The sequence below is a fragment of the Streptomyces sodiiphilus genome, assembly GCF_039529215.1.
In the GTDB taxonomy this organism is placed as follows: domain Bacteria; phylum Actinomycetota; class Actinomycetes; order Streptomycetales; family Streptomycetaceae; genus Streptomyces; species Streptomyces sodiiphilus.
The window spans coordinates 17,551-37,352 of the sequence record NZ_BAAAMJ010000016.1 but is presented as its reverse complement, the minus strand read 5'-3'; the positions used below and the strand labels follow the sequence as shown (position 1 = coordinate 37,352).

Here is a 19,802-nt window from a genome sequence, read left to right as displayed (position 1 = left end):
GGGTGGCCCGTTCCGGCGCCGGAACGGGTCAGCGCCGGGTGTCGGCGGGGGGTTCGGCGCCGCCGGAGTCCTCTCCCCCCGGTTTTTCCTCGAATCCCTCCGGCTCCTCCTCGATGACGTGTACTGCGGCCTCCTCCGCACCGGCCGCGCCACCGTCGATCCCGACATCCCTGGCGTGCACGTCGTCGGTCCGCCCCGGGAACCCCTCGTCCGGAGCGACGATCCGTCCCGCGCGTTCGGTACCGGCCTCCTTGTCCACCGGCTCACCGGCCATGCCCGGCTGGTCGCCGATGCCGTTCCCCTCCGGCACGCCGACGTCCGGTTCCTCCTCGCGGAGCCGCTCGTCCAGGGACTCACCCTCCCGCTGCTCGCGCGCCGTGATTCCGTGACGGGTGACGCCCAGTGGCTTCTCCGGCGGGGAGTAGCCCTCGTCCAGCGTTTCGTCCAGCCCCTTCTCGTCGAGCGAGTTCTCCAGGTCCAGGTCACCGGAGAGCTGCTGCCGGTCGGTGCCGGTGGGCTGGTAGACCTCGTCGCCCATCTCTTCGTCGGGCATGCTGTACCTTCCTCTGTCCCCTGTGCGGACTTCTGACCGGGAGCTTCACGGGTTCCCGGTGCGGTCGCCGGAAAACCGCGCGGCGACGAGGAGGCTCCGCGGGCACCGGGCACACGTCACCGGGTGCCGGTGACGGAGAGCAGGGGAACGGTTCCGCTGCGGCGTGTGCAGGCGCGGGCGGACCGCCTTGTCAGTGCTCCCGGCGGCCGGCGTTCTCCCGGCCGGTCTCGTCATGGCCGGCTTCCTCGCGGGTGACCAGGTCGCGGAACCAGGCGACCGGCGGGAGATCGAGGTCGGCCAGGCTCACCCGCTCCGCGCCCTGACGGGCCTGGACCTGGGCGAGCACGAGATCGGCGTGCACCACAGCCACCTCGTCCAGTCCCAGCGGACCGTTGTCGGAGTACCAGTAGGCGACGCCCGTGCACATCTCGAGCAGGGCGAGCCGGGCCACCCGGGTGTCGGGCACCGACATGGTGTGGCTGGCGGTGCCCTCGGCGAGCTGCCGGGCCCACAGCTCCTCGTACTCGTCCCGCAGCGCCACCACGGCCGCGCGGTTCTCCTCGTCCAGGGAACGCAACTCCCTGTCCACCACGACGGTTTCGGTCCGGCGCAGACCGTGGGCGAGCACATGCAGCAAGGTCAGCGCGGCCAGTCGCTGCACCGGCGAACCGACCTGGGCCAGCACCAGCCGGGCGTCGGTGTTCAGCCGCACCAGGGACTCGCGCATCAGCCGGACCAGCAGATCCTCCTTGCGGTCCATGTAGTGATAGAGCGTCGCCAGCGAAAGGCCCGCACCGGCCGCGAGATCCCGGATGCCGGTGGCCTGGAAACCGCGGGAGGCGAACAGCTCCAGGGCACTGGAACGCAGCCGTGCGTATGAGGACATAAGGCCAACCCTAGGTCAGTATGCCGAGGTCATGGACGGCGATTCCGCCCACCGCTGTCGCCAGCACCCGCAGCCCGGGCAGCTCGTCGGCGTCCACCCGGGTCGGGTCGCGGTCCAGCACCGTGAAGTCGGCCAGCAGGCCCGGCGCGATCCGGCCGCGGGAGCGCTCGGCGTGCGCGGCGTAAGCGGAACCGGCCGTGTAACTGCCCAGCGCGGTCTCCACGTCGACCCGCTCGTCCGGGGCGAGCACCAGGCCGCCGAGCGTGCGGCGGGTCACCAGGGAGTGGATGTTCGCCAGCGGGGCGCCGGTCACCACCGGTCGGTCCGAACTGCCGGGAACCACCACCCCGCGGTCGGTGAACGACCGGACGCGATAGCACCATTGCGCGCGCTCCGGGCCGAGGGCATCGGCCATGCCGTCACCGGCCTCGCGCACCAGGGATGCCTGGGGCACCGGGATCACCCCGAGCCGGGAGATGCGTTCCACCTGCTCCGGCGAGGCTACCGCGCAGTGCTCGAGCCGGTGCCGCGGGTCGCGGCGCGGGTAGCGGCGCTGGGCCTCCTCGTACGCGGACAGCACCACGTCCACGGCGCGGTCGCCGATGGCGTGGGTGGCCACCTGCCAGCCCGCCCGGTGCGCCGCCACGATGGTGGCCGACAGCTTCTCCTCGTCGTCCTGCAGGAAGCCCCGGTTGCCCGGGTCGTCGGCGAAGTCGCAGCACATCGCCGAGGTGCGGCCGATCAGCGAGCCGTCGGAGAACACCTTGACCGCGCCCAGCCGCAGCCGGTCGTCCCCGAAACCGGTGCGGATGCCCAGATCGATGCCGAACCGGTACGGGTCGTCGCGGTGAGCCTCCAGCGGGTGCAGCACGTCGGAGGCGACCATGAGTGTCGTCCGCTGCAGGAGCAACTCCTCGTCTCGGGCCTGCTGATATGCCGCGATCTCCACGCCGCTGTGACCGATCCAGCCGCCTCCGATCCCCGCCTCCTGCACGGAGGTGATCCCCTCGGCGGCGTAGCGCCGGGCGGCCGCCCCGATCGCCCGCACCAGCAGGTCCGCGGGAAACGGGAAGAGCAGCCCCCGCACCAGTTCCTGGGCGCGCTCCTGGAGCAGACCGGTCGCCCGGCCGGAGGAGTCGCGCACGATGCGCCCGCCTTCCGGGTCCGGTGAGCGCTCGGCCCCGGACCGTTCCAGGACGAGCGAGTTGACCACGCACATGTGACCGCTGGTGTGCTTGAGCCACACCGGGTGGTCCGGTGCCGCGCGGTCCAGGCCCTGGGCGGTCGGGTGGCCGCCGGTCATCCGGTTCTGGTCGTAACCGGCCCCGATGATCCACTCACCGGCCGGCCGCCGCGCCGCCTCGCGCGCCACGAGGTCGTACACCTCCTCCACGCTGCCGGTCCGGGCCGGGGAGAGATCGAGCTCCTCCAGGCTCATCCCGTACCAGGCCATGTGGTTGTGGGCGTCGTGGAAACCGGGCAGCACGCACCGGCCCGCGAGGTCCACGGTGCGGACCGCGGGCAGCTCCGCGGTTTCCTCCTCGCCGACGGACACCACTCGTCCGCCGAGGACCGCGAACGAGGTGGCCCGGGGGCGGGCGGGGTCCATGGTCAGGATCCGCGCGTTGCGGTAGACGACGTCAGCCCTCATGGGTGTCCGGTGTCCTTCCGTCCGCGCCGGGCCCGGCAGTGAGCACGTCTCGCAGCCGCCGGCGGAACTCCTCGCCCCACGGCAGCGGCCGGCGCGTCGTCCGGTCGATGCGTACGACGGTGCGTGCCCCCTCGGCGGCGACGGCCTGTCCGTCGGCGGTGCCGATCGCGAAGCCGACGGTCATGCTGGTGCGGCCCAGGGCCGTCACCCGTTGTTCGACGCGGAGCGGTCCGGGCCTGTCGACCGGCCGGGCGAAGTCCAGCCGGAGCCCGGCCACGACATGGTGGCGTTCGGGCCGCACCGCCGGGTCGGGGTCGTACGGGTAACCCATCGCGTCGAGCAGCCGGCTGAAGGCCCGTTCGGCGTGGACGACGAACCGGGCGTGGTGCAGCACCCCCAGTGCGTCGAGCTCGTCCCAGGCGACGGTGGTGACGGTCCGGAAGCGGCCGGGGAGCGCGCCGGCCGGCCGAGCGCCGGTCCCGTCCTGTTCTGCGGTGGTCACGGCCGGTCACCGCCGTCGCGAGCCGCCGGTACCGCGGCGTCCCAGCAGGGGCCGCGGTCGGCCCGCAGCTCGCCCTTGGCCACCCGCTCGGACGGGGTGACCGGCAGCGAGTCGCGGACACACCAGTAGCGGGGAACCTTGAACGGTGCGAGCCGCTCGCGGCAGAACTCCAGCAGCGCGCGGACATCGGGCGCCTGCGGTCCGGCCGGCACGACGAACACCTTGACCTCCTCGCCCCGCAGCGCGTCCGGTTCCGGCACCACCGCGGCGGTGCGCACGGACGGGTGGGACTCGAGGAGGGCCTCGACCTCGCGGGCGGACACGTTCTCCCCGGAACGGCGCACCATGTCCTTGGCCCGGCCGATGTAGTGGATGCGGCCCGCCTCGTCCGACCGGACCCGGTCGCCGGTGTGCATCCGGCCCCCGCGCAGGACACGTGCGGTGTCCTCGGGCCGGCGCCAGTAGCCCGACATCAGACCGGTGCCCGAGATCACCAGTTCACCGGGCTCGCCCGCGGGCACGGGACGGCCCGAGTCGTCGACGACCTCGGCGTGCTTGCCCGGCTGCGGCCGGCCGATGCAGCCGGTGCCCACGGTCTCGTCGTGGTCCTCGGGGGTGACGATGAGGTCGGCGCCGGACTCGGTCATACCGAACGCCTCGTACCAGGGCACCCCCCAGCGGTCCTCCAGGGCCCGGTGCAGTTGTGCGGGGATGCCCGAGGCCAGTACCGCCCGCACCCGGTGCTCCCGGTCGAGCGGGTGCGGTGGCTGGGCCAGCAGCGCCGCGGGCATCATGCCCAGGCAGTAGAACACCGTCACCCGGTGCTCCCGCAGATCTGCCCACATGCGGCTGGCACTGAACCGGTCGGCCACCACCAGGCGAGCCCCCGCCAGGAGAGCGGCCGCGACGTTCCACTGCGGATCCATGTAGCTGAACGGCTGGGCCGTGTAGAGGACGTCATCAGGGCCCAGGCGCGGGAAGTTGTCCCGGAGCGCCCGGGCGATGGTGAGCCAGTAGTGGTTGCTCAGCATGCAGCCCTTGGGCAGCCCGGTGGTCCCCGAGGTGTACTGGATGTTCACCAGATCCCCGGGGGCCGCGGCGTGCCCGTCGCCGGCCGCGTCGCCCGCGCTCCCGCCCGGGGAGGCCGCCGGCAGGTCGTCCGCACGCACGATGGTGACCGCGACACCGGCCTCACCGGCGGCCGCGCCGATCAGCTCCGCGTACGCCGGCGTGGTGACCACCAGCGCGGGTCCGGAATCGCGCAGCAGGTGCGCGGCGTCGGCGCTGCGGGTCTGGGTGTTGACCGGGACCATGGCGAGTCCCGCGCGGGCCGCGGCCAGCCACACCAGGGGGAACTCGGGGATGTTCGGCAGCATCAGCGCCACCCGGTCGCCGGGCTCGGCCCGCTGCCGCAGGAAGCGGGAGATCCGGTCCACCGCCGCGTCGATCTCCCGGAACGTCCAGGCCGGGCGGTCCGCGTGCGGGAACACCCAGGCGACCTTGTCGCCGTGCAGCCGCGCCGCCCGGGAGACCAGCGCACTCAGTGTCGGCGGGTCGTCCCGCTCCGGTGCGCCGGCCGGGATGCCGGTGCTCATGAGTCCTCCCGCTTCTGCCGCGAACCCTCCGGGGCCGGGGCGGGCACGGAGACGGGCGGACCGGTGTCGACGACGCGCATGGACAGATCCACCTCCGTGGCGAGCGCCTCCTCCAGGGTGGTGCCCAGCCCGCGGTCGACGGCCTCCTTGGCCAGGGCGAGGGACACCGGCGGCTGTCCGAGGAGGCGCTCGGCCAGCGCCAGCGCGTGCCCGCGGTGCTCCCCGGCCGGTACCACCTCGTTCACCAGCCCCCAGCCCTGGGCCTCCTCGGCGGTGAACACCGTGCCGGTCATCAGCAGATACTTCGCGCGCTGCGGTCCCAGCACGGCGGCCAGCAGCTGGGAGACGCCGTTGGTGACGGTCAGTCCCACCCCGGCCTCGGGGAACGAGAACCGGGTGTACTCGGCCGCCACAACCAGGTCGCAGGCCAGGGCCCACTCGCACCCGGCGCCCACGGCCCAGCCGTGCACCGCGGCGATCACCGGTACCGGGCTGCGCTTGATCACCCGGGTGACGTCCTGCAGTCGCTCCAGGCGTTCCCGGGCCATGAGGGAATCCTCGGCCCCGGCCGGTTCCTTGAGATCGTGGCCGCTGCAGAAGGCGCGGCCCGCCCCGGTGAGGACGACGGCCCGCGCGCCCTCGGCGACGGCACGCCGGAGTGCGGTGCTCAGCTCCCGGCTCACCGCGTCGGTGACCGCGTTGAGACGGTGCGGCCGGTGGAGTTCGATCACTGCCACCGGTCCGGCTGTCTCGTAGCGGACCAGGTCCCGGCCGGTATGGCCGGTCTCCGTCACTGTCGCCATCTGCGTTTTCCGTTCCCTTGCTGCGTGTGGTGCTTTTCCCGCCCCTGCTGTGGTGTCCGCGCCCCGCCCGGCGCCGCGGTCCCCGCTCAGGTCTGTTCGACCTGACGGAGGAACGCCCGGCCGCGCTCGCTGGCGGGCCGGTCCAGCACGTCGGTGGGCGGCCCCTGTTCGGCGATGCCCCCGTCGGCCATGAGCACGACCCGGTCGGCGACCGCGCGGGCGAAGCGCATCTCGTGGGTGACCACCATCATCGTCATGCCGCTCAGTGCCAGGTCCCGCATGACCGCGAGCACCTCGCCGACCAGTTCGGGGTCGAGCGCACTGGTGGGTTCGTCGAAGAGCATCACCTTGGGGTGCATGGCCAGCGCCCGCGCGATGGCGACCCGCTGCTGCTGACCCCCGGACAGGCTCATCGGGTAGCGGTCGGCGAACTGCCGCAGGCCCACCTGCTCCAGCAGGTCCAGCGCGTTGGCCCGCGCCTTCTCCTCGTTCCGGCGGGCGACCCTGACCGGAGCGGTCATGACGTTGTCCAGCACGGACTTGTGCGGCCACAGGTTGAAGTGCTGGAAGACCATGCCCACGTGCCGGCGCATCCGGTTCAGGGACTTCTCGTCGTAGCGCAGCCGGCGGCCGTCGATGACGATCTCGCCGGAGTCGATCTGCTCCAGCCCGTTGACGCAGCGCAGCAGCGTGCTCTTGCCGGCCCCGGAGGGGCCGATCAGGACCACGACCTCGCCGGTGTGCACGGTCAGGTCCACCCGGTCGAGCACGACGTGGTCGCCGAACGCCTTGTTGATCTGCCGCATGTGGACCAGCGGGGCGCCGGTGGCAGGGGTGACGGGGTGTGTCATGGGTGCCGCCTCTCAGATCGCGTATCGGGAGTGCCGGCGCTCGATCCGGCGGAGCAATGCCGTCAGCAGCAGCACGATGATCAGGTAGTAGACGGCCGATATCAGGTAGTAGGTCAGCGGCGCGTAGGTGGCGGCCGCCAGCTTCTGTGCCTGCATGAAGAGGTCCGGAACCGTGATGAAGGACGCCACGGCGGTGTCCTTGACCGCGATGATGAACTGGTTGCCCAGCGCGGGCAGGGTGGACCGGAAGGCCTGCGGAGCCACCACGATCCGCATCGCCTGGAACTTCGTCATGCCCAGGGAGCGGGCGGACTCGGTCTGGCCCTTGGCCACCGACTGCACACCGGACCGGAAGATCTCCGCCATGTAGGCGGCGTTGTGCACGGTGAGTCCGATGACCGCCGACCAGAAGGCGGAGATGTTGACCACGGTGACCAGGCCGTAGTAGATGACGAACAGCTGGGTCACCATCGGCGTGCCCCGGATGATGGCCAGATAGCCCTGGGCGAGCCATCGCAGGACAGCGAAGCGGCTCATCCTCATCCAGGCCACCACCAGCCCGACTGCCAAGGCGAACGCCACCGCCAGCACGGCCAGTTGCAGGGTGATCAGCAACCCTTCGAGCATCAGCGGGGCGGAACTTCTGAAGGCGTCCACGATGGACATGGCAGGTATGTCTCCTCAACAGCCGGGCTGGTGGCCTCGTTCTCGGGTCAGGGCGTGTCGGCCTGGCTGATGTCCACGCCGAACCACTTCTCGCTGAGTTCGGCGTAGGTGCCGTCCTCCCTGATGGCCGCGAGAATCTCGTTGACCTCCGCGGTGAGTTCCGCGTTGCTCTTCTGGCTGGCGATCGCGGCCGGGTCCGGGAACAGGACCTCACCGACGAGCTTGATGTCGAGACCGGTCTCGTTGATCTGGTACAGACCCAGGAGGTTGGTGGTGATGGCCGCGTCGAGGCGGCCGTTGGCCAGCTCGGTCAGGGCCTCGTTGTCGCTGTTGTAGGTCCTGACCTCGGAGACGCCGGGCTGCTCCTTGGCGAACTCCTCGAACGTGGTGCCCAGCACCACGCCGACCGTGGCGTTCTCCAGGTCCTCCACCGAGTTGACGGAGGCGTCGCCCGGGACGAACAGCTGGGCGCCCGCGACGTAGTACTCGTCGGTGAAGTCGACCTGCTCCTTGCGCTCCTCGGTGGGCGACATGGAGCCGATGATCAGGTCGTACCGGCTCGACTTCAGTCCCGCAACCAGGGAGTTGAAGGGGCCGGTCACGGGGTTGGGTTCAAGGCCGAGCCGCTCGGCGACCTCGCTGCCGAGGTCGACGTCGAAGCCGGTGAGCTTCCCGTCGTCGTCGAAGAAGTTGAACGGCCGGTACTGGCCGCTCATGGCAAAAGTGAGCTTTCCGTCCTCGACGAGCTGATAGGCGTCGTCGGAGTCGGATGCCTCCGACTCCCCTCCGCAGGCCGTGGCGGCCAGGGCCACCGTCATGCAGGCCGCCAGAGTCATTGCCGCGCGTCGTGTGACTGGTCTCCGCATCGCAGAGCCCTCCTCGTTCCGTCCACGACCGATCAATCGATCGATTGATCGGTTGCGCGGAAAAGTACTGAGCTCTCGCAACAGGTGTCAATGCCCGTCTCGTGGGTAACGGGCGTCCGTTGTCGTTCCGTGTCCTGGGGGATGTGCGGCGGGCGGCATGGCGTTCGGCCTCCCGGGGCGGCCCGGCGCCTACAGTGGCAGGCATGATCACCGGAGACCATGTCCGCGAACTGCTGCGGTCCGGCGCCGAACGTCCCGTTCTCGTGATCCTCGAGGGCCGCGCCCTGGTCGTGCCCGCGGCGGAGCTGCGCGCGGGTGCGCACGCCGGGGCGTACGAAGTCATTGCCCGGGACGGCCTGCCCGCGGGGCTCGGTCCGGACACCCCCGGTCGCGAACTCGACGAGCTCGCGAGCCGTCTGGACGCGGCCGTGGCGGAGCAGGGCGGCTGAAGGGCTTCGGGGACCACCCTCGAAGCCCTGTGTGAGGTGACGCGGGCGGGCGGCGGGGTGGTGCCGCCGCCCGCGTCTACGCGTCCCGCGCCGGCGGCGGTGCAGTGGGGAGGTCCTCGGACCGGCGCTCCGGGGGCTGCTCCGGCCGTGTCTCGGCGAGCAGGTAGGGGTAGGGGCAGCTGCGCGGGTCCGGGGCGATGCAGGAGTTGCAGGACCTGCTGCGGTCGATCACGCACTTCGGTGCCGGCTTCATGTGCGCCTCCCTTGGCGACTCCGGCATTCATGATACCCCGGGGGGTATTTTCCACGCAGGGCGCACCCGCCCCGGCGGGGCCGGGCATATACCCCCCTGCGTATTTGCCGTGGCGGCGAAAGTGGCATACGCTCGCAAAGCAGAGATACCCTAGGGGGTATCTCTCGGAAGGTCTTTCCGCTGTGCCCGCCCAAGCCACGGCCTCCGGCACCTACCTCCAGGGAGTCGCCCCATGAGCCCGAACCGCCACCACCGCGTCCTCATCATCGGCGGCGGCACCGCGGGAATCACCACCGCCGCCCGCCTGCGCCGTGCCGGAGTCACCGACATCGCGCTGCTCGACCCCACCGAGACGCACTGGTACCAGCCGCTGTGGACCCTGGTCGGCGGAGGCCGGGCGCCGCTGCGCAGCACGCGCCGGTCCGAGGCGTCCGTGATGCCCAAGGGGGTGCGCTGGATCCGTCAGGCCGCCGTCTCGGTCGACCCGGAGGCCCGGACCGTGGTCACCTCGCACGGTGACGAGGTCGGGTATGAGTACCTCGTCGTCGCCCCCGGCCTGCAGCTCGACTGGGATGGCGTCCCGGGGCTGGCCGAGGCCATAGCCCGGCCCGGCGGCGGAGGAACCGGGGTGACCAGCAACTACTCGCCCGAGTACGCCCCGCGCACCTGGGATCTCATCCGCGGCATGCGCTCGGGCACCGCCGTGTTCACCCACCCCGCCGGCCCCGTCAAGTGCGGGGGAGCGCCGCAGAAGATCATGTATCTGGCGGCCGACCACTGGCGCAGGGAAGGCGTGCTCGACCAGATCGACATCGTCTTTCTGTCCGCCGAGACGGCCCTGTTCAAGGTGTCGCCGTGGGCGCAGGTCCTGGAACGGGTGGCGGACCGCTACGGTGCCCGCATCCGGCTGAGCAGCCAGGTCACCGCCCTGGACGGCGACCGCCGGGAACTCACCGTCAGTGACGACGCCACGGGAACGTCCTCGACGCTCCCGTACGACCTGCTCCACGCCGTCCCGCCGCAGAGCGCACCCGACTGGATCAAGAAGAGCGCGCTGTCCGACCCCGCGAGCCCCTGGGGATACGTGGAGGTCGACAAGCACACTCTCCAGCACGCCCGCTACCCGGAGGTCTTCGCGCTCGGCGACGTCGCGAACCTCCCCACCTCCAAGACCGGCGCGGCCATCCGCAAGCAGTCCCCGGTCGTGGTGGCCAACCTGCTCTCCGTCATGCGGGGAGAGAAGCCCCGCCGGAAGTACGACGGATACACCTCCTGCCCGGTGGTCACGGCCCGGAACCGGATGCTGCTCGCCGAGTTCGACTACGACCTTCGGCCCGCGCCCAGCGTGCCGCTCCTCGACACCGGCAAGGAGCGCTACGACATGTGGCTGCTCAAGCGCTACGGACTGCCGCAGATGTACTGGCACGGCATGCTCGCCGGCCGCGTCTGAGGCCATCACCGGACAGCCCTCTCACGGAGCACGAAAGGAAGAACCATGACCACCTCGACCGCACCCGCGGCCCCCCGCCTGCCCCTGATCGGGGACAGGGCCCCGGACTTCGAGTCGGACAGCACCCACGGGCCGATCCGGCTCGCCGACTACGCCGGCCGCTGGCTGGTGCTCTTCAGTCACCCCGCGGACTTCACTCCGGTGTGCACCACGGAGTTCGTCGCCTTCGCCGAACTGGCCGAGGAGTTCGCCGCCCGCAACGTCGCCCTGCTGGGCAACTCGGTGGACTCCGTCCACAGCCACCTGGGCTGGACCCGGTCCATCGAGGAGAAGCTCGGCGTCCGCATTCCCTTCCCGATCATCGCCGACCTCGACACGAAGGTCTCCCGCGCCTACGGGATGCTCCACCCGAACACCTCGGGCACGGCCGCCGTGCGCGCGGTCTTCGTCATCGACCCGGAGCAGACCGTCCGAGCGGTCCTGTACTACCCGATGAACGCGGGCCGGATGATCCCGGAGATCCTGCGCCTCATCGACGCCCTGCAGACCTCCGACCGGGACGGCGTGGCCTGCCCGGCGAACTGGCGGCCGGGTGACGACGTGGTGCTGGGTGCCCCGCGGAGCCAGGAGGAACTCGACGCCCGGCTCGCCGACGACTCCGTCACGCTGACCGACTGGTACCTGGCAACCAGGCCCGACACGAACCCGGCCCGCTAGCGGAAGCGCCGCCCTTGATCCGCTGCCCGTGCGACACCGCACGGGCAGCGGATCAGCCCTTGCCGGCCGGGCGGTGCGCTTCGGCGGGCGGTACCTCGAACTCCTCCCCGTTCGCGGGCACGCCGACGCCCCGCCAGGTGAAGGGGATACCGCGGGCGCTGTGCAGGTCGGGGCCGTCCATCAGCTGGAAGTGCAGGTGCGGCTCGGTCGAGTTGCCGGTGTTCCCGCACTCGGCGAGTTCCTGGCCGGCACGGACGGTGTCCCCGGGTGCCACCCGGAGGGACCCGCGCCGCAGATGGGCGTACTCGGCGAAGAGGCCGCCACCCAGGTCGAGGGTGACATGGTTGCCGGTGACCCGGCGGGGTCCCGCCATGGACCGCAACACTCCTTCGACCAGGAACAGGGCCAGCGCCGGAAGCGAGTTGCGGGAGAATCTGCCGCCGCGGATACGGTCGGACGCACTGATAACGGTGCCATCGGCGCAGGCCAGCACAGGCCTCCCGTAGGCGGGGAACTCCTCGGCGCGCCGTACCGGGGGCCACAGCAGCGCGAAAGACGGGCCCGGACTTCCGGCCGGCGCGGCGACGATGTCGATGGCATACGTCTGGCCGTAGGCGTCCGTGCCGTGCGAAGGCACCTTGGTGGCAGGGCTGTTGAGGGCCTTCCAGCGTCCGGCGACCGGGGCGTCGACCGGCACGGCACCGGAAGCGAGGAGCTGTCCGCCCTCCGTGGTCGCGGCCCGCCGCGCCCGGACCGCGCGGCGATGGGCGGGGGAGAGCCTCCGGGCCGCCCAGCTGCCCACGAGATCCACGACGAGCGCCGCGTAGAGGACGAACCCCGCCGACAGGGCGGCCCGCAGTCCGCCCGGCACGGTGCCTCCGGCCGAGGAGAACAGCGCGCCGGCCACCAGCAGCAGCGTCACCGTCCCGAGAGCTCTCACCCGCCACGTCCGGTGCCACCGGTACCAACGGGCGGCCACGTCCTCCTCGTGGGTCCCTGCGTTGCCGTGTGCTGTCATCCCGGTTCCCCCCTGCGGACCACGGTACCGCTGATGACACCACCGCCCACGGGCGGGCGTGCCCGCGGGACTCAGACGCCCGTGGGGTCCGCTCGGCCGCTCCCGGGTGGCTCCTCGTCGGGGCCCGGGGGCGTGGACCAGGCGTGGGCGGCGATGGCGAGCCCGGCGGTGAGAAGGACGATGTTCTTGATCACGTACTGGCCCGCCAGGGTGGGGCAGGCGGCCGGCCCGGCCCACATCTCGTCGGCCAGCACGACGAGGGTGAGGAACGTGCCGCTCATGTGGACCAGGAAGACGGCCAGGGTCAGCCGCAGCAGTAGCCCGGTGACCAGGCCGGTCCCGATCAGGATCTCCATCATGCCCAGCAGCGGCCGGGACACGTCCGCGGGGACGTGATGGAAGGTCAGGGCGCTCATGGTGCGGGTGGCCAGATCCTCGGCGGCGCTGGTGCCCGGGATGAGCTTGAGGGCACCGAACCAGAGGAAGAGGATGCCGACGGACACCCTCAGGACGGTGAGGCTGTGGCGCCGGTAGAGAGCGGCGAGCCCGGCACCCGGTGGCTTCGGTGGCGCGGACGGGTGCGAAGGCGGAGTCAGTGTGGTCATGGTGAGCCCTTCCACGGATCCTGAGTGTGGGAGCGCTCCCATGCGCTGCTGCCGGAACTGTACGGCCAACCGCATGATCAGGCAAGACGCCGCGCACGGGCACCTTCCGCCGACAGGACGGGCCGAGGGGGTTCTTCCTACACTGGAACGGTGGACGGCGAACCGGTGACGCTGTTTCTGTGCGGTGACGTCATGCTCGGCCGCGGTGTCGACCAGATCCTGCCGCACCCCGGCGACCCCACGCTGCGCGAGCCGTACATCCGGGACGCCCGGGACTACGTCCGGCTCGCCGAGGCCGGCTCCGGGTCCGTCCCCCGCCCGGCCGGATTCGCCTGGCCGTGGGGCGCTGCCCTGGAGATCCTCGAGGAGTGCGCACCCGATGTGCGGCTGGTCAACCTGGAGACCGCCGTCACGCGCGCCGGTGCGTTCGAGCCCGGCAAGGGCATCCACTACCGGATGCACCCCTCCAACCTCGGCTGCCTCCAGGCGATCCGTCCCGATGTGTGCGCCCTGGCCAACAACCACGTCCTGGACTTCGGCCGGGAAGGGCTCACGGAGACGCTCGGTGCCCTGGCCCGGGCGGGGATCGCGACAGCCGGAGCCGGGCGGAACGCCGGGCAGGCCCGGCGCCCGGCCGCCGTTCCACTCGCGGGTGGCGGGCGGGTCCTCGTCTTCTCCTTCGCCCTGCCGACCAGCGGCGTCCCCCACGGGTGGGCGGCGACCGAACACCGCGCGGGTGTGGACTTCGTACCGGACACGACGGAGGAGTCCGCCCTCGCGGTGACGGCCCGCATCCGGCACGAGAAACGGCCGGGTGACCTCGTGGTCGTGTCCGTCCACTGGGGCTCCAACTGGGGGTACGAGGTTCCCCCGGACCACAGACGCTTCGCGCACGCGCTCGTCGACGGCGGCGCGGACCTCGTGCACGGGCACTCCTCCCATCACCCCCGGCCCCTGGAGCTGTACCGGGAGAAGCCCGTGCTGTACGGCTGCGGCGACTTCATCAACGACTACGAGGGAATCACCGGTTACGAGCAGTACCGGGACGACCTCCGGCTGATGTACCTGATCTCCGTGAATCGTGGCACCGGCAGGGCGCTCCAGGTGCGGATGGTGCCCCTGCGCTCGGAGCGGCTGCGGCTGCTGCGTGCCTCCCCGCCCGACAGCGCGTGGCTGCGTGACACGCTCGACCGGGCCTGCCGGGGCTTCGGTTCCCGGGTCGTCCCCGGCCCCGACGGCACGCTGGTCCTCGGCGGCGGCTGAACCCGCCGCTCGGGCACCGCGGAGCGGAGAGGTCGCCTACCCTGTCGGTCAGCGAGCGGCCCCGCAACCGGGACGCGTCGCGGACCCCGCCCGCCTCCGGACCCGCCCCGGCCGGCCCCGCCGCAGAAAGCATCAGCACCGTGTTCCGTACGTACCTGCTGCCCGTCGAGGCAGCGGTCTGGATCTTCCCCTTCGTCGCCGCGGTGATCGTCGTCCCCGTCGCCGTCCGCGGCTACCGCAGACGCGGCAGGGCCGGAGGCTGGTCGGCCCTGGTCTTCTACAGCTTCGTCTTCTACCTGCTCGCCGCGCTGCTGCAGACCCTGATGCCGCTGCCCCTGGACACCGACGCGCACTGTGCCACCGTGCGGTACGCGAGCAGCCCGCAGCTGCAGCCCCTCGCCTTCGTCGACAGCATCTCCGCCGCTGCCGGGGGGAACCGGTCGCCGCAGCACCTGCTGGGCCTCGCCCCCACCTGGACCACTCTCCTCAACGCCGTGCTGCTGCTCCCGCTGGGCGTCTATCTGCGCTACCACCTGCGGCAGGGACTCCTCGCCTCCACCGCGCTGGCCTTCTTCACCTCCCTGTTCTTCGAGACCACCCAGTACACCGGGCTGTGGTATCTGTACGCCTGCCCCTACCGGCAGTTCAACGTCGACGACCTGACGCTCAACACCGCGGGCGCGGTTCTCGGCTGGTTCCTGGCGGGGCCTCTCGGACGACGGCTCCCCGTCAACGACCCACACCTGGAACGCGTTCGGTACGGCAGCCGGGTCACCGTCCCTCGCCGAGCCCTGGCCTGGCTCACCGACCTGGCGGGCTGGTTCATCACCTGGACCCTGGTCACCGGCCTGACGGCCGTGGCCACGGACTGGGCCACCGGGCGTCAGTACGCCTTCCCCATCGGCACCGCGCTCGGTCTGCTCTGGTTCTGGCTGGTGCCCGTCGCCTGGGGCAGCACACCCGGCAAACGGGCCGTGCTGCTGCGCATCACCCGGCCCGACGGACAGCGGGCCGGCCCGCTGCGCATCGCCGTCCGCTGCCTGTTGCTGTACGCCCCGCTCGGGCTGGGCTGGCTGACCCTGGCCGACCACACCGGCACGGTCACCTTCCCCGACCCGGTTTCCCGGCTCCTTCCGGGAGCGGTCCTGGCGGCGGTCCTCCTGACCGGCGTGTGGTCACCGCTCGCGGTACTGCTGCGGCGCGACCGGCGCGCACCGTACGAGCGCTGGTCGGGCACCGTCGACCGGGCCATCCCCAACCGCCGGGAACGCTGGGCCGCGGCGAAACGGCCTCCGGCCCCCGGCGACCCCTGTCCGGAAGAAGCGGCCGGCGAACCCCGGCCGGGGGCGGTGCCCCGCCACTGAGAATCCCGGTCCGGAGCGCTTGCCGCCCCTCAGCCGATGTCCATGGACAGGCGCACGACGAGCGCGCCGGGCAGCTGCTGGATCTCGACCAGGTCGCACAGTTCGTGCATCAGCCACACCCCGCGGCCTCCGGCGGCGGAGAGCGGATCGGGACGGCGGCGCCCGACGAGGGCATCGCCTGCCCGGCTGACCACGGTAGGCCAGGAACGGGCCCGGCTGTCAGCCCGGCCGTCGGACTGCCCCTACACGCTGCGGGTCAGCCACGCCCGCATCCCGGGGTCCAGTGGTTCCACCGCCGCCCGGTAAAGCGCCATGTCCTCGTCGGTGAAGACGTTCTGCCACTGGCCGTTCCTCCCCTTGTGGAAGAACTCCAGCGAGGTGAGGGCCTCGGCGAGCCGCCCGGGGAACACCTGATCCTGCGTGGCCTTCATGTCCGAGAACGTGCAGGCCTTCACCAGAGCGGGCCAGCGGGCCTCGTCGACGGGGATCCCCAGGAACGCGCTCACCCGCCGCATCTCCTTGTCGAGATCGTCGAGCATGTCCTGGAAGTGCAGGAACAGGACGTTGGGCTCGTCCCGGTGCCCCCACCAGGACTCGAGATGGCGCGTGGGGGAGTTGTAGGGCCAGCCGTTCGCCTCCCAGGGGAACGGACTGCGGGTGAAGTAGTCGCGCCAGAACGCGCGGATGTCCTCGGGCACCACGGGCAGCCGGGGCGTGTACACGTCGTCCTCGTCCGGAGGGTCGGGGAACTCGTCGCGCAGCCCGTTCATGCCCAGCGCGTGGTTGTGTGCCGACACGGCGGTGTCCCGCAGATCCCTGGCCACGACCAGGTAGGACACCTCCGAGTAGACGGGTAAGGCGTCCATGGGCAGATGCGTCTTGAGGAACCGCCGGTGCCGCTGCTCCTCCAGAGTGCCGAGCATGGCGTCGACGGGCACGAAGCGGCAGTCGAGCCAGGGGCTGATCTCCATGAGCGGACCCGGCAGGCGGGTGTCCTGGAACACCAGAACGGACGCGATGCGCTGCGTCCAGGTGGTACCGACCTTGGCGGGAGTGGAGATGACGATGTCACCGGGACGCGGCTCGTACCGGTCCCAGGAGGTGCTGTCGGTGAAGTAGGACCGGTAGGTTCGCCGAGGCGGACGCAGCAGAGTCGTCTGGGTGCGCATGTGGAAAGTCTGCGCCGCCGGGCCGTACCCCCTCAAGACGGCCTCGTCCCTCCGAGCGCTCCGGGGCAGGTTTGGTGCGCGGCCCGGGGGATAAGCGTTCGGGACCGGCGCTTGGCGCCCCCGCGACGGAAGGAGCCCGACGGTGAGTGACCCCGCCGACAGCACGACGGACGGCAACGCCTCCTACGGCCGCAAGCCGTTCAAGCGGTCCCGCAGCCACTTCACCGATCGCATCACGGCCGATGCCCGGGACGGCTGGCCGGTCGAGGCCGGCCGCTACCGGCTGGTCGTCAGCCGTGCCTGTCCGTGGGCGAGCCGCGCCCTGGTCTCCCGGCGGCTGCTCGGGCTGGAGGACTCCCTGTCGCTCGCCGTGGCCGACCCGATCCAGGACGACCGCAGCTGGCGCTTCACGCTCGACCCGGACGGGCGCGACCCGGTGCTCGGCATCCGCTACCTGCACGAGGCCTATGACGCCAGGGAGACGGAGTACCCCGGTGGCGTCAGCGTCCCGGCGGTCGTGGACGTGCCCACCGGGAAGCTGGTGACCAACGACTACCAGCAGATCACCCTGGACCTCGCCACCGAATGGACGGCACTGCACCGGCCCGGCGCGCCCGACCTCTACCCCGAGGCGCTGCGCGACGAGATCGACCACGTCATGGACGGCATCTACCGTGACGTCAACAACGGTGTCTATCAGGCGGGCTTCGCCCTCGGGCAGCAGGAGTACGAGGGGGCGTGCCGCGGGGTGTTCCGGCGTCTGGAGCAGGTGTCCGAGAGGCTGGTGAACCGCCGCTACCTGGTGGGCGACACCATCACGGAGGCCGACATCCGGCTGTTCACCACGCTGGTGCGGTTCGACACCGTCTACCACAACCACTTCAAGTGCAACCGCTGGAAGCTGGCCGAGGACCCGGTGCTGTGGGCCTATGCCCGGGATCTCTATCAGACACCCGGATTCGGCGACACGGTGGACTTCGACCACATCAGCCGGCACTACTACCGGGTGCACACCGGTATCAACCCGACCGGCATCGTGCCGCTCGGCCCCGACCCGGCCCGCTGGCTGACCCCGCATCACCGTGACGAGCTCGGCGGGCGCCCCTTCGGCGACGGCACGCCCCCGGGACCGCCCCCCGCGTCCGAGGTGATCCCTTCCACCGCCCACGGCTGAGAGCGCCTCCCCGCTGCCGCCGCGTGGGCCGTGGTCCCGTCGTTTGCCCAGTTTCGCCGTGCGGCCGGGGCGGGGAGCGGACGCTCGGACCCCGGACGGTCACAGGTGAGTGCGGCGGAACTGCGCGGCGCCGCCATGGCGTTGGGTTGAACGAACACCGACCACCGTCTGGCCACCGCCCGTACGCCGCCCGTACGCCGCCCGGTCGGCCCCGACTGTTCCCGTCGATGCCCGCCGGTCTGCCGGAAGCAAGGATGTCCGCCGTGAATCCCCTGCGCCACGCCAAAGGTGTTCTCTGCGTCGGCGCGGCCACGGCGATCTGTCACACCGTCATGTCCGTGGGCTACGCCTGGGCCCGTGAGAGTTCCGCCCCCAGCGAGGCCACGGTGTTCGCCGGTGCTGTGTCGAGTTCCTGCTCTCGACGGTCGCTTCCTGGCTGCTCATGCCCCTCTTGCTGTGGGCGGGTATGCGGGCCACGGGAGAGCGCGGAAACGTTGTGCTGATCGTCTTCGGCGGGTTGCTCTGGGTGGGGTTTTCCGGATGGTTCATCGACGACATCGACCGCCCGGGCGGTCACGTACCGATCCCCGCTCTTGCCGCGTTCGCCCTCGTCGGCACCGCGCTGGCCGGTGCCAGACCGGTCGGCCGCTGACTGCCCTTCTTCTTCACGGCGCACAAGCGGTTCTCGCGGGTTCGGGGGGAAAGGGTGCAGGAACGGTGCCCGGCCGTCGGGGCTGTTTAGAATCCAGCGGTGGATCTTCTCGACGTGGGTCGTGTCATCGCCGGTCTCGTGCTGCTCACCCTGGGAGGTGAGGTGCTCGTCAGGGGGGCCTCCTCATTGGCGCGGAGGGCCGGCATCTCCGCCCTGGTGGTCGGGCTCACCGTGGTCTCGGGGGCCACCTCCGCTCCCGAACTGGCGGTCACCATCGGCTCGGTGATGGGCGGTGAGCCGGAACTGGCGGTCGGCAACGTGGTCGGCAGCAACATCGCCAACGTCCTGCTCATCCTCGGTGTCTCCGCGCTCGTCATCCCCCTCGCGGTCAAGCGGCGGCTGGTGCGGATCGACCTGCCGATCATGGTCGCGGTGTCGGTCCTGCTGCTGGTGATGGCGCTGGACGGCGGGATCGGCAGACTGGACGGGGTGGTCCTGCTCGGCGTGCTGGTCGCCTACACCGTGGTCACCATCGTGGTCAGCCGCCGTGAGGCGGCGGAGGAGCGTGCGCTCGCGGCGGGCCGCGCCGCAGGGGCGGCGGCCGGTGCCGGGGAGGCGGGCGGGGAGGACGAGGAGCCCCCGGCCTCTGTCGTGAAGTCGCTGCTCTTCGTGGTGACCGGCGTCGGACTGCTGGTGCTCGGCGCCAGGCTGCTGGTCGACGGCGCGGTGAACGTGGCGGCCGCCTTCGGTGTCAGCAGCCTCGTGATCGGCCTCACCGTCGTGGCGATCGGCACGTCCCTGCCCGAGCTGGCGGTGTCCGTGATCGCGGTCCGCAGGGGCGAGCGGGACCTGGCGGTGGGCAATGTCGTGGGCAGCAACATCCTCAACATCAGCCTGGTTCTCGGTCTGCCCTCGGTGATCTCGGCCGGCGGCATTCCGGTGCCGAGCGCGGCGGTCGCGCTGGACATCCCGCTGATGCTGGCGGCTGCCGTGGCGCTGCTGCCCATCGCCTTCACCGGCTTTCTCATCGTCCGGTGGGAGGGCGGTCTCTTCCTTGCCCTGTACATCTCCTACACCGTCTTCGTGGTCCTGGCGGCGACCGAGCACGACGCGCTGGCCGGGTTCACCACGGTCATGGTGCAGTTCGTACTGCCGCTGATCGCGGTGACCCTCGCGCTGTTCAGCGCCTACGAGGTGCGCATGCGCGGGCGGCAGCGGACGGAGCGCGGCCTGCGCCGGGCCGGCGAGGCCGGAGGGGACGAGGCGCCACCGGGGCAGGGACCTGGCGGGTCCTGACCCCGGCCCTTCCGGCCCG

22 protein-coding genes are annotated in these 19,802 nt (G+C 71.4%); 8 read left to right on the top strand and 14 right to left on the bottom strand.

The window, feature by feature from the left end; translation table 11 throughout:
- Window positions 1–28: 28 nt before the first annotated feature.
- The 9 genes from ABD299_RS09830 to ABD299_RS09790 form a co-directional block, all read right to left on the bottom strand.
- Entirely contained in the window at window positions 29–553 is a 525-nt protein-coding gene (locus tag ABD299_RS09830) for a DUF5709 domain-containing protein (protein WP_344260527.1), read from the bottom strand.
- A gap of 190 nt (window positions 554–743) precedes the next feature.
- Window positions 744–1,439 carry a TetR/AcrR family transcriptional regulator gene (locus tag ABD299_RS09825; RefSeq protein WP_344260524.1) on the bottom strand — a complete coding sequence of 232 codons (696 nt, stop codon included), beginning with the start codon at window positions 1,437–1,439 and terminating at the stop codon, window positions 744–746.
- 10 nt (window positions 1,440–1,449) lie between these two features.
- Complete coding sequence (locus ABD299_RS09820; RefSeq protein WP_344260522.1) at window positions 1,450–3,090, bottom strand: amidohydrolase; 1,641 nt, start codon at window positions 3,088–3,090, stop codon at window positions 1,450–1,452.
- Entirely contained in the window at window positions 3,080–3,592 is a 513-nt protein-coding gene (locus ABD299_RS09815) for an acyl-CoA thioesterase (RefSeq protein ID WP_344260521.1), read from the bottom strand. The genes ABD299_RS09820 and ABD299_RS09815 overlap by 11 nt, the downstream gene beginning before the upstream one ends.
- A complete protein-coding gene (locus tag ABD299_RS09810; RefSeq protein WP_344260519.1) occupies window positions 3,589–5,187 on the bottom strand; it encodes an AMP-binding protein in 1,599 nt (532 codons plus the stop codon). Before ABD299_RS09810 ends, ABD299_RS09815 begins: the two co-directional genes overlap by 4 nt.
- Complete coding sequence (locus ABD299_RS09805) at window positions 5,184–5,990, bottom strand: enoyl-CoA hydratase/isomerase family protein (protein WP_344260517.1); 807 nt, start codon at window positions 5,988–5,990, stop codon at window positions 5,184–5,186. The genes ABD299_RS09810 and ABD299_RS09805 overlap by 4 nt, the downstream gene beginning before the upstream one ends.
- A gap of 86 nt (window positions 5,991–6,076) precedes the next feature.
- Window positions 6,077–6,841 carry an amino acid ABC transporter ATP-binding protein gene (locus tag ABD299_RS09800; RefSeq protein WP_344260515.1) on the bottom strand — a complete coding sequence of 255 codons (765 nt, stop codon included), beginning with the start codon at window positions 6,839–6,841 and terminating at the stop codon, window positions 6,077–6,079.
- Between the two features lie 12 nt (window positions 6,842–6,853).
- Entirely contained in the window at window positions 6,854–7,507 is a 654-nt protein-coding gene (locus tag ABD299_RS09795) for an amino acid ABC transporter permease (protein WP_344260513.1), read from the bottom strand.
- A gap of 47 nt (window positions 7,508–7,554) precedes the next feature.
- Window positions 7,555–8,343, bottom strand: coding sequence for an ABC transporter substrate-binding protein (locus ABD299_RS09790; RefSeq protein ID WP_344260511.1), 789 nt, complete (start codon window positions 8,341–8,343; stop codon window positions 7,555–7,557).
- A gap of 233 nt (window positions 8,344–8,576) precedes the next feature.
- Between ABD299_RS09790 and ABD299_RS09785 the strand changes: the two genes are divergently transcribed.
- Entirely contained in the window at window positions 8,577–8,822 is a 246-nt protein-coding gene (locus ABD299_RS09785) for a hypothetical protein (RefSeq protein WP_344260509.1), read from the top strand.
- A 76-nt stretch (window positions 8,823–8,898) separates the two neighbouring features.
- On the opposite strand, the gene ABD299_RS09780 is transcribed toward ABD299_RS09785, so the two are convergent.
- On the bottom strand, window positions 8,899–9,075 hold the full coding sequence (locus ABD299_RS09780; RefSeq protein WP_344260507.1) for a hypothetical protein: 177 nt from the start codon (window positions 9,073–9,075) through the stop codon (window positions 8,899–8,901).
- Between the two features lie 232 nt (window positions 9,076–9,307).
- On the opposite strand from ABD299_RS09780, the gene ABD299_RS09775 reads away from it, so the two are divergent.
- The gene (locus ABD299_RS09775; protein ID WP_344260505.1) at window positions 9,308–10,525 is read left to right on the top strand and encodes an NAD(P)/FAD-dependent oxidoreductase; all 1,218 of its coding nucleotides are present in this window, start codon (window positions 9,308–9,310) and stop codon (window positions 10,523–10,525) included.
- Between the two features lie 45 nt (window positions 10,526–10,570).
- On the top strand, window positions 10,571–11,242 hold the full coding sequence (locus ABD299_RS09770) for a peroxiredoxin (RefSeq protein ID WP_344260503.1): 672 nt from the start codon (window positions 10,571–10,573) through the stop codon (window positions 11,240–11,242).
- A gap of 52 nt (window positions 11,243–11,294) precedes the next feature.
- Here ABD299_RS09770 and ABD299_RS09765 read toward each other — a convergent pair whose 3' ends face one another.
- Both ABD299_RS09765 and ABD299_RS09760 read right to left on the bottom strand, forming a co-directional pair.
- Window positions 11,295–12,260, bottom strand: coding sequence for a M23 family metallopeptidase (locus tag ABD299_RS09765; protein WP_344260501.1), 966 nt, complete (start codon window positions 12,258–12,260; stop codon window positions 11,295–11,297).
- Window positions 12,261–12,331: 71 nt separating this feature from the next.
- Window positions 12,332–12,865 carry a DoxX family membrane protein gene (locus tag ABD299_RS09760; protein ID WP_344260499.1) on the bottom strand — a complete coding sequence of 178 codons (534 nt, stop codon included), beginning with the start codon at window positions 12,863–12,865 and terminating at the stop codon, window positions 12,332–12,334.
- A 150-nt stretch (window positions 12,866–13,015) separates the two neighbouring features.
- On the opposite strand from ABD299_RS09760, the gene ABD299_RS09755 reads away from it, so the two are divergent.
- The gene (locus ABD299_RS09755; protein ID WP_344260497.1) at window positions 13,016–14,128 is read left to right on the top strand and encodes a CapA family protein; all 1,113 of its coding nucleotides are present in this window, start codon (window positions 13,016–13,018) and stop codon (window positions 14,126–14,128) included.
- 140 nt (window positions 14,129–14,268) lie between these two features.
- The gene (locus ABD299_RS09750; RefSeq protein ID WP_344260495.1) at window positions 14,269–15,492 is read left to right on the top strand and encodes a VanZ family protein; all 1,224 of its coding nucleotides are present in this window, start codon (window positions 14,269–14,271) and stop codon (window positions 15,490–15,492) included.
- Window positions 15,493–15,521: 29 nt separating this feature from the next.
- On the opposite strand, the gene ABD299_RS09745 is transcribed toward ABD299_RS09750, so the two are convergent.
- The gene (locus ABD299_RS09745; RefSeq protein ID WP_344260493.1) at window positions 15,522–15,686 is read right to left on the bottom strand and encodes a hypothetical protein; all 165 of its coding nucleotides are present in this window, start codon (window positions 15,684–15,686) and stop codon (window positions 15,522–15,524) included.
- A gap of 48 nt (window positions 15,687–15,734) precedes the next feature.
- Window positions 15,735–16,661 (bottom strand): sulfotransferase domain-containing protein, encoded by a 927-nt coding sequence (locus tag ABD299_RS09740; RefSeq protein WP_344260491.1) that lies wholly within the window; start codon window positions 16,659–16,661, stop codon window positions 15,735–15,737.
- Window positions 16,662–16,803: 142 nt separating this feature from the next.
- On the opposite strand from ABD299_RS09740, the gene ABD299_RS09735 reads away from it, so the two are divergent.
- The 3 genes from ABD299_RS09735 to ABD299_RS09725 all read left to right on the top strand — a co-directional run bounded on the left by ABD299_RS09735 (window position 16,804) and on the right by ABD299_RS09725 (window position 19,783).
- Entirely contained in the window at window positions 16,804–17,835 is a 1,032-nt protein-coding gene (locus ABD299_RS09735) for a glutathione S-transferase family protein (RefSeq protein ID WP_344260489.1), read from the top strand.
- A gap of 496 nt (window positions 17,836–18,331) precedes the next feature.
- Window positions 18,332–18,487, top strand: a complete 156-nt coding sequence (locus ABD299_RS09730) for a hypothetical protein (protein WP_344260487.1) — start codon at window positions 18,332–18,334, stop codon at window positions 18,485–18,487.
- A 99-nt stretch (window positions 18,488–18,586) separates the two neighbouring features.
- Window positions 18,587–19,783, top strand: coding sequence for a calcium/sodium antiporter (locus ABD299_RS09725; RefSeq protein WP_344260485.1), 1,197 nt, complete (start codon window positions 18,587–18,589; stop codon window positions 19,781–19,783).
- The last annotated feature ends 19 nt before the right edge of the window (window positions 19,784–19,802 follow it).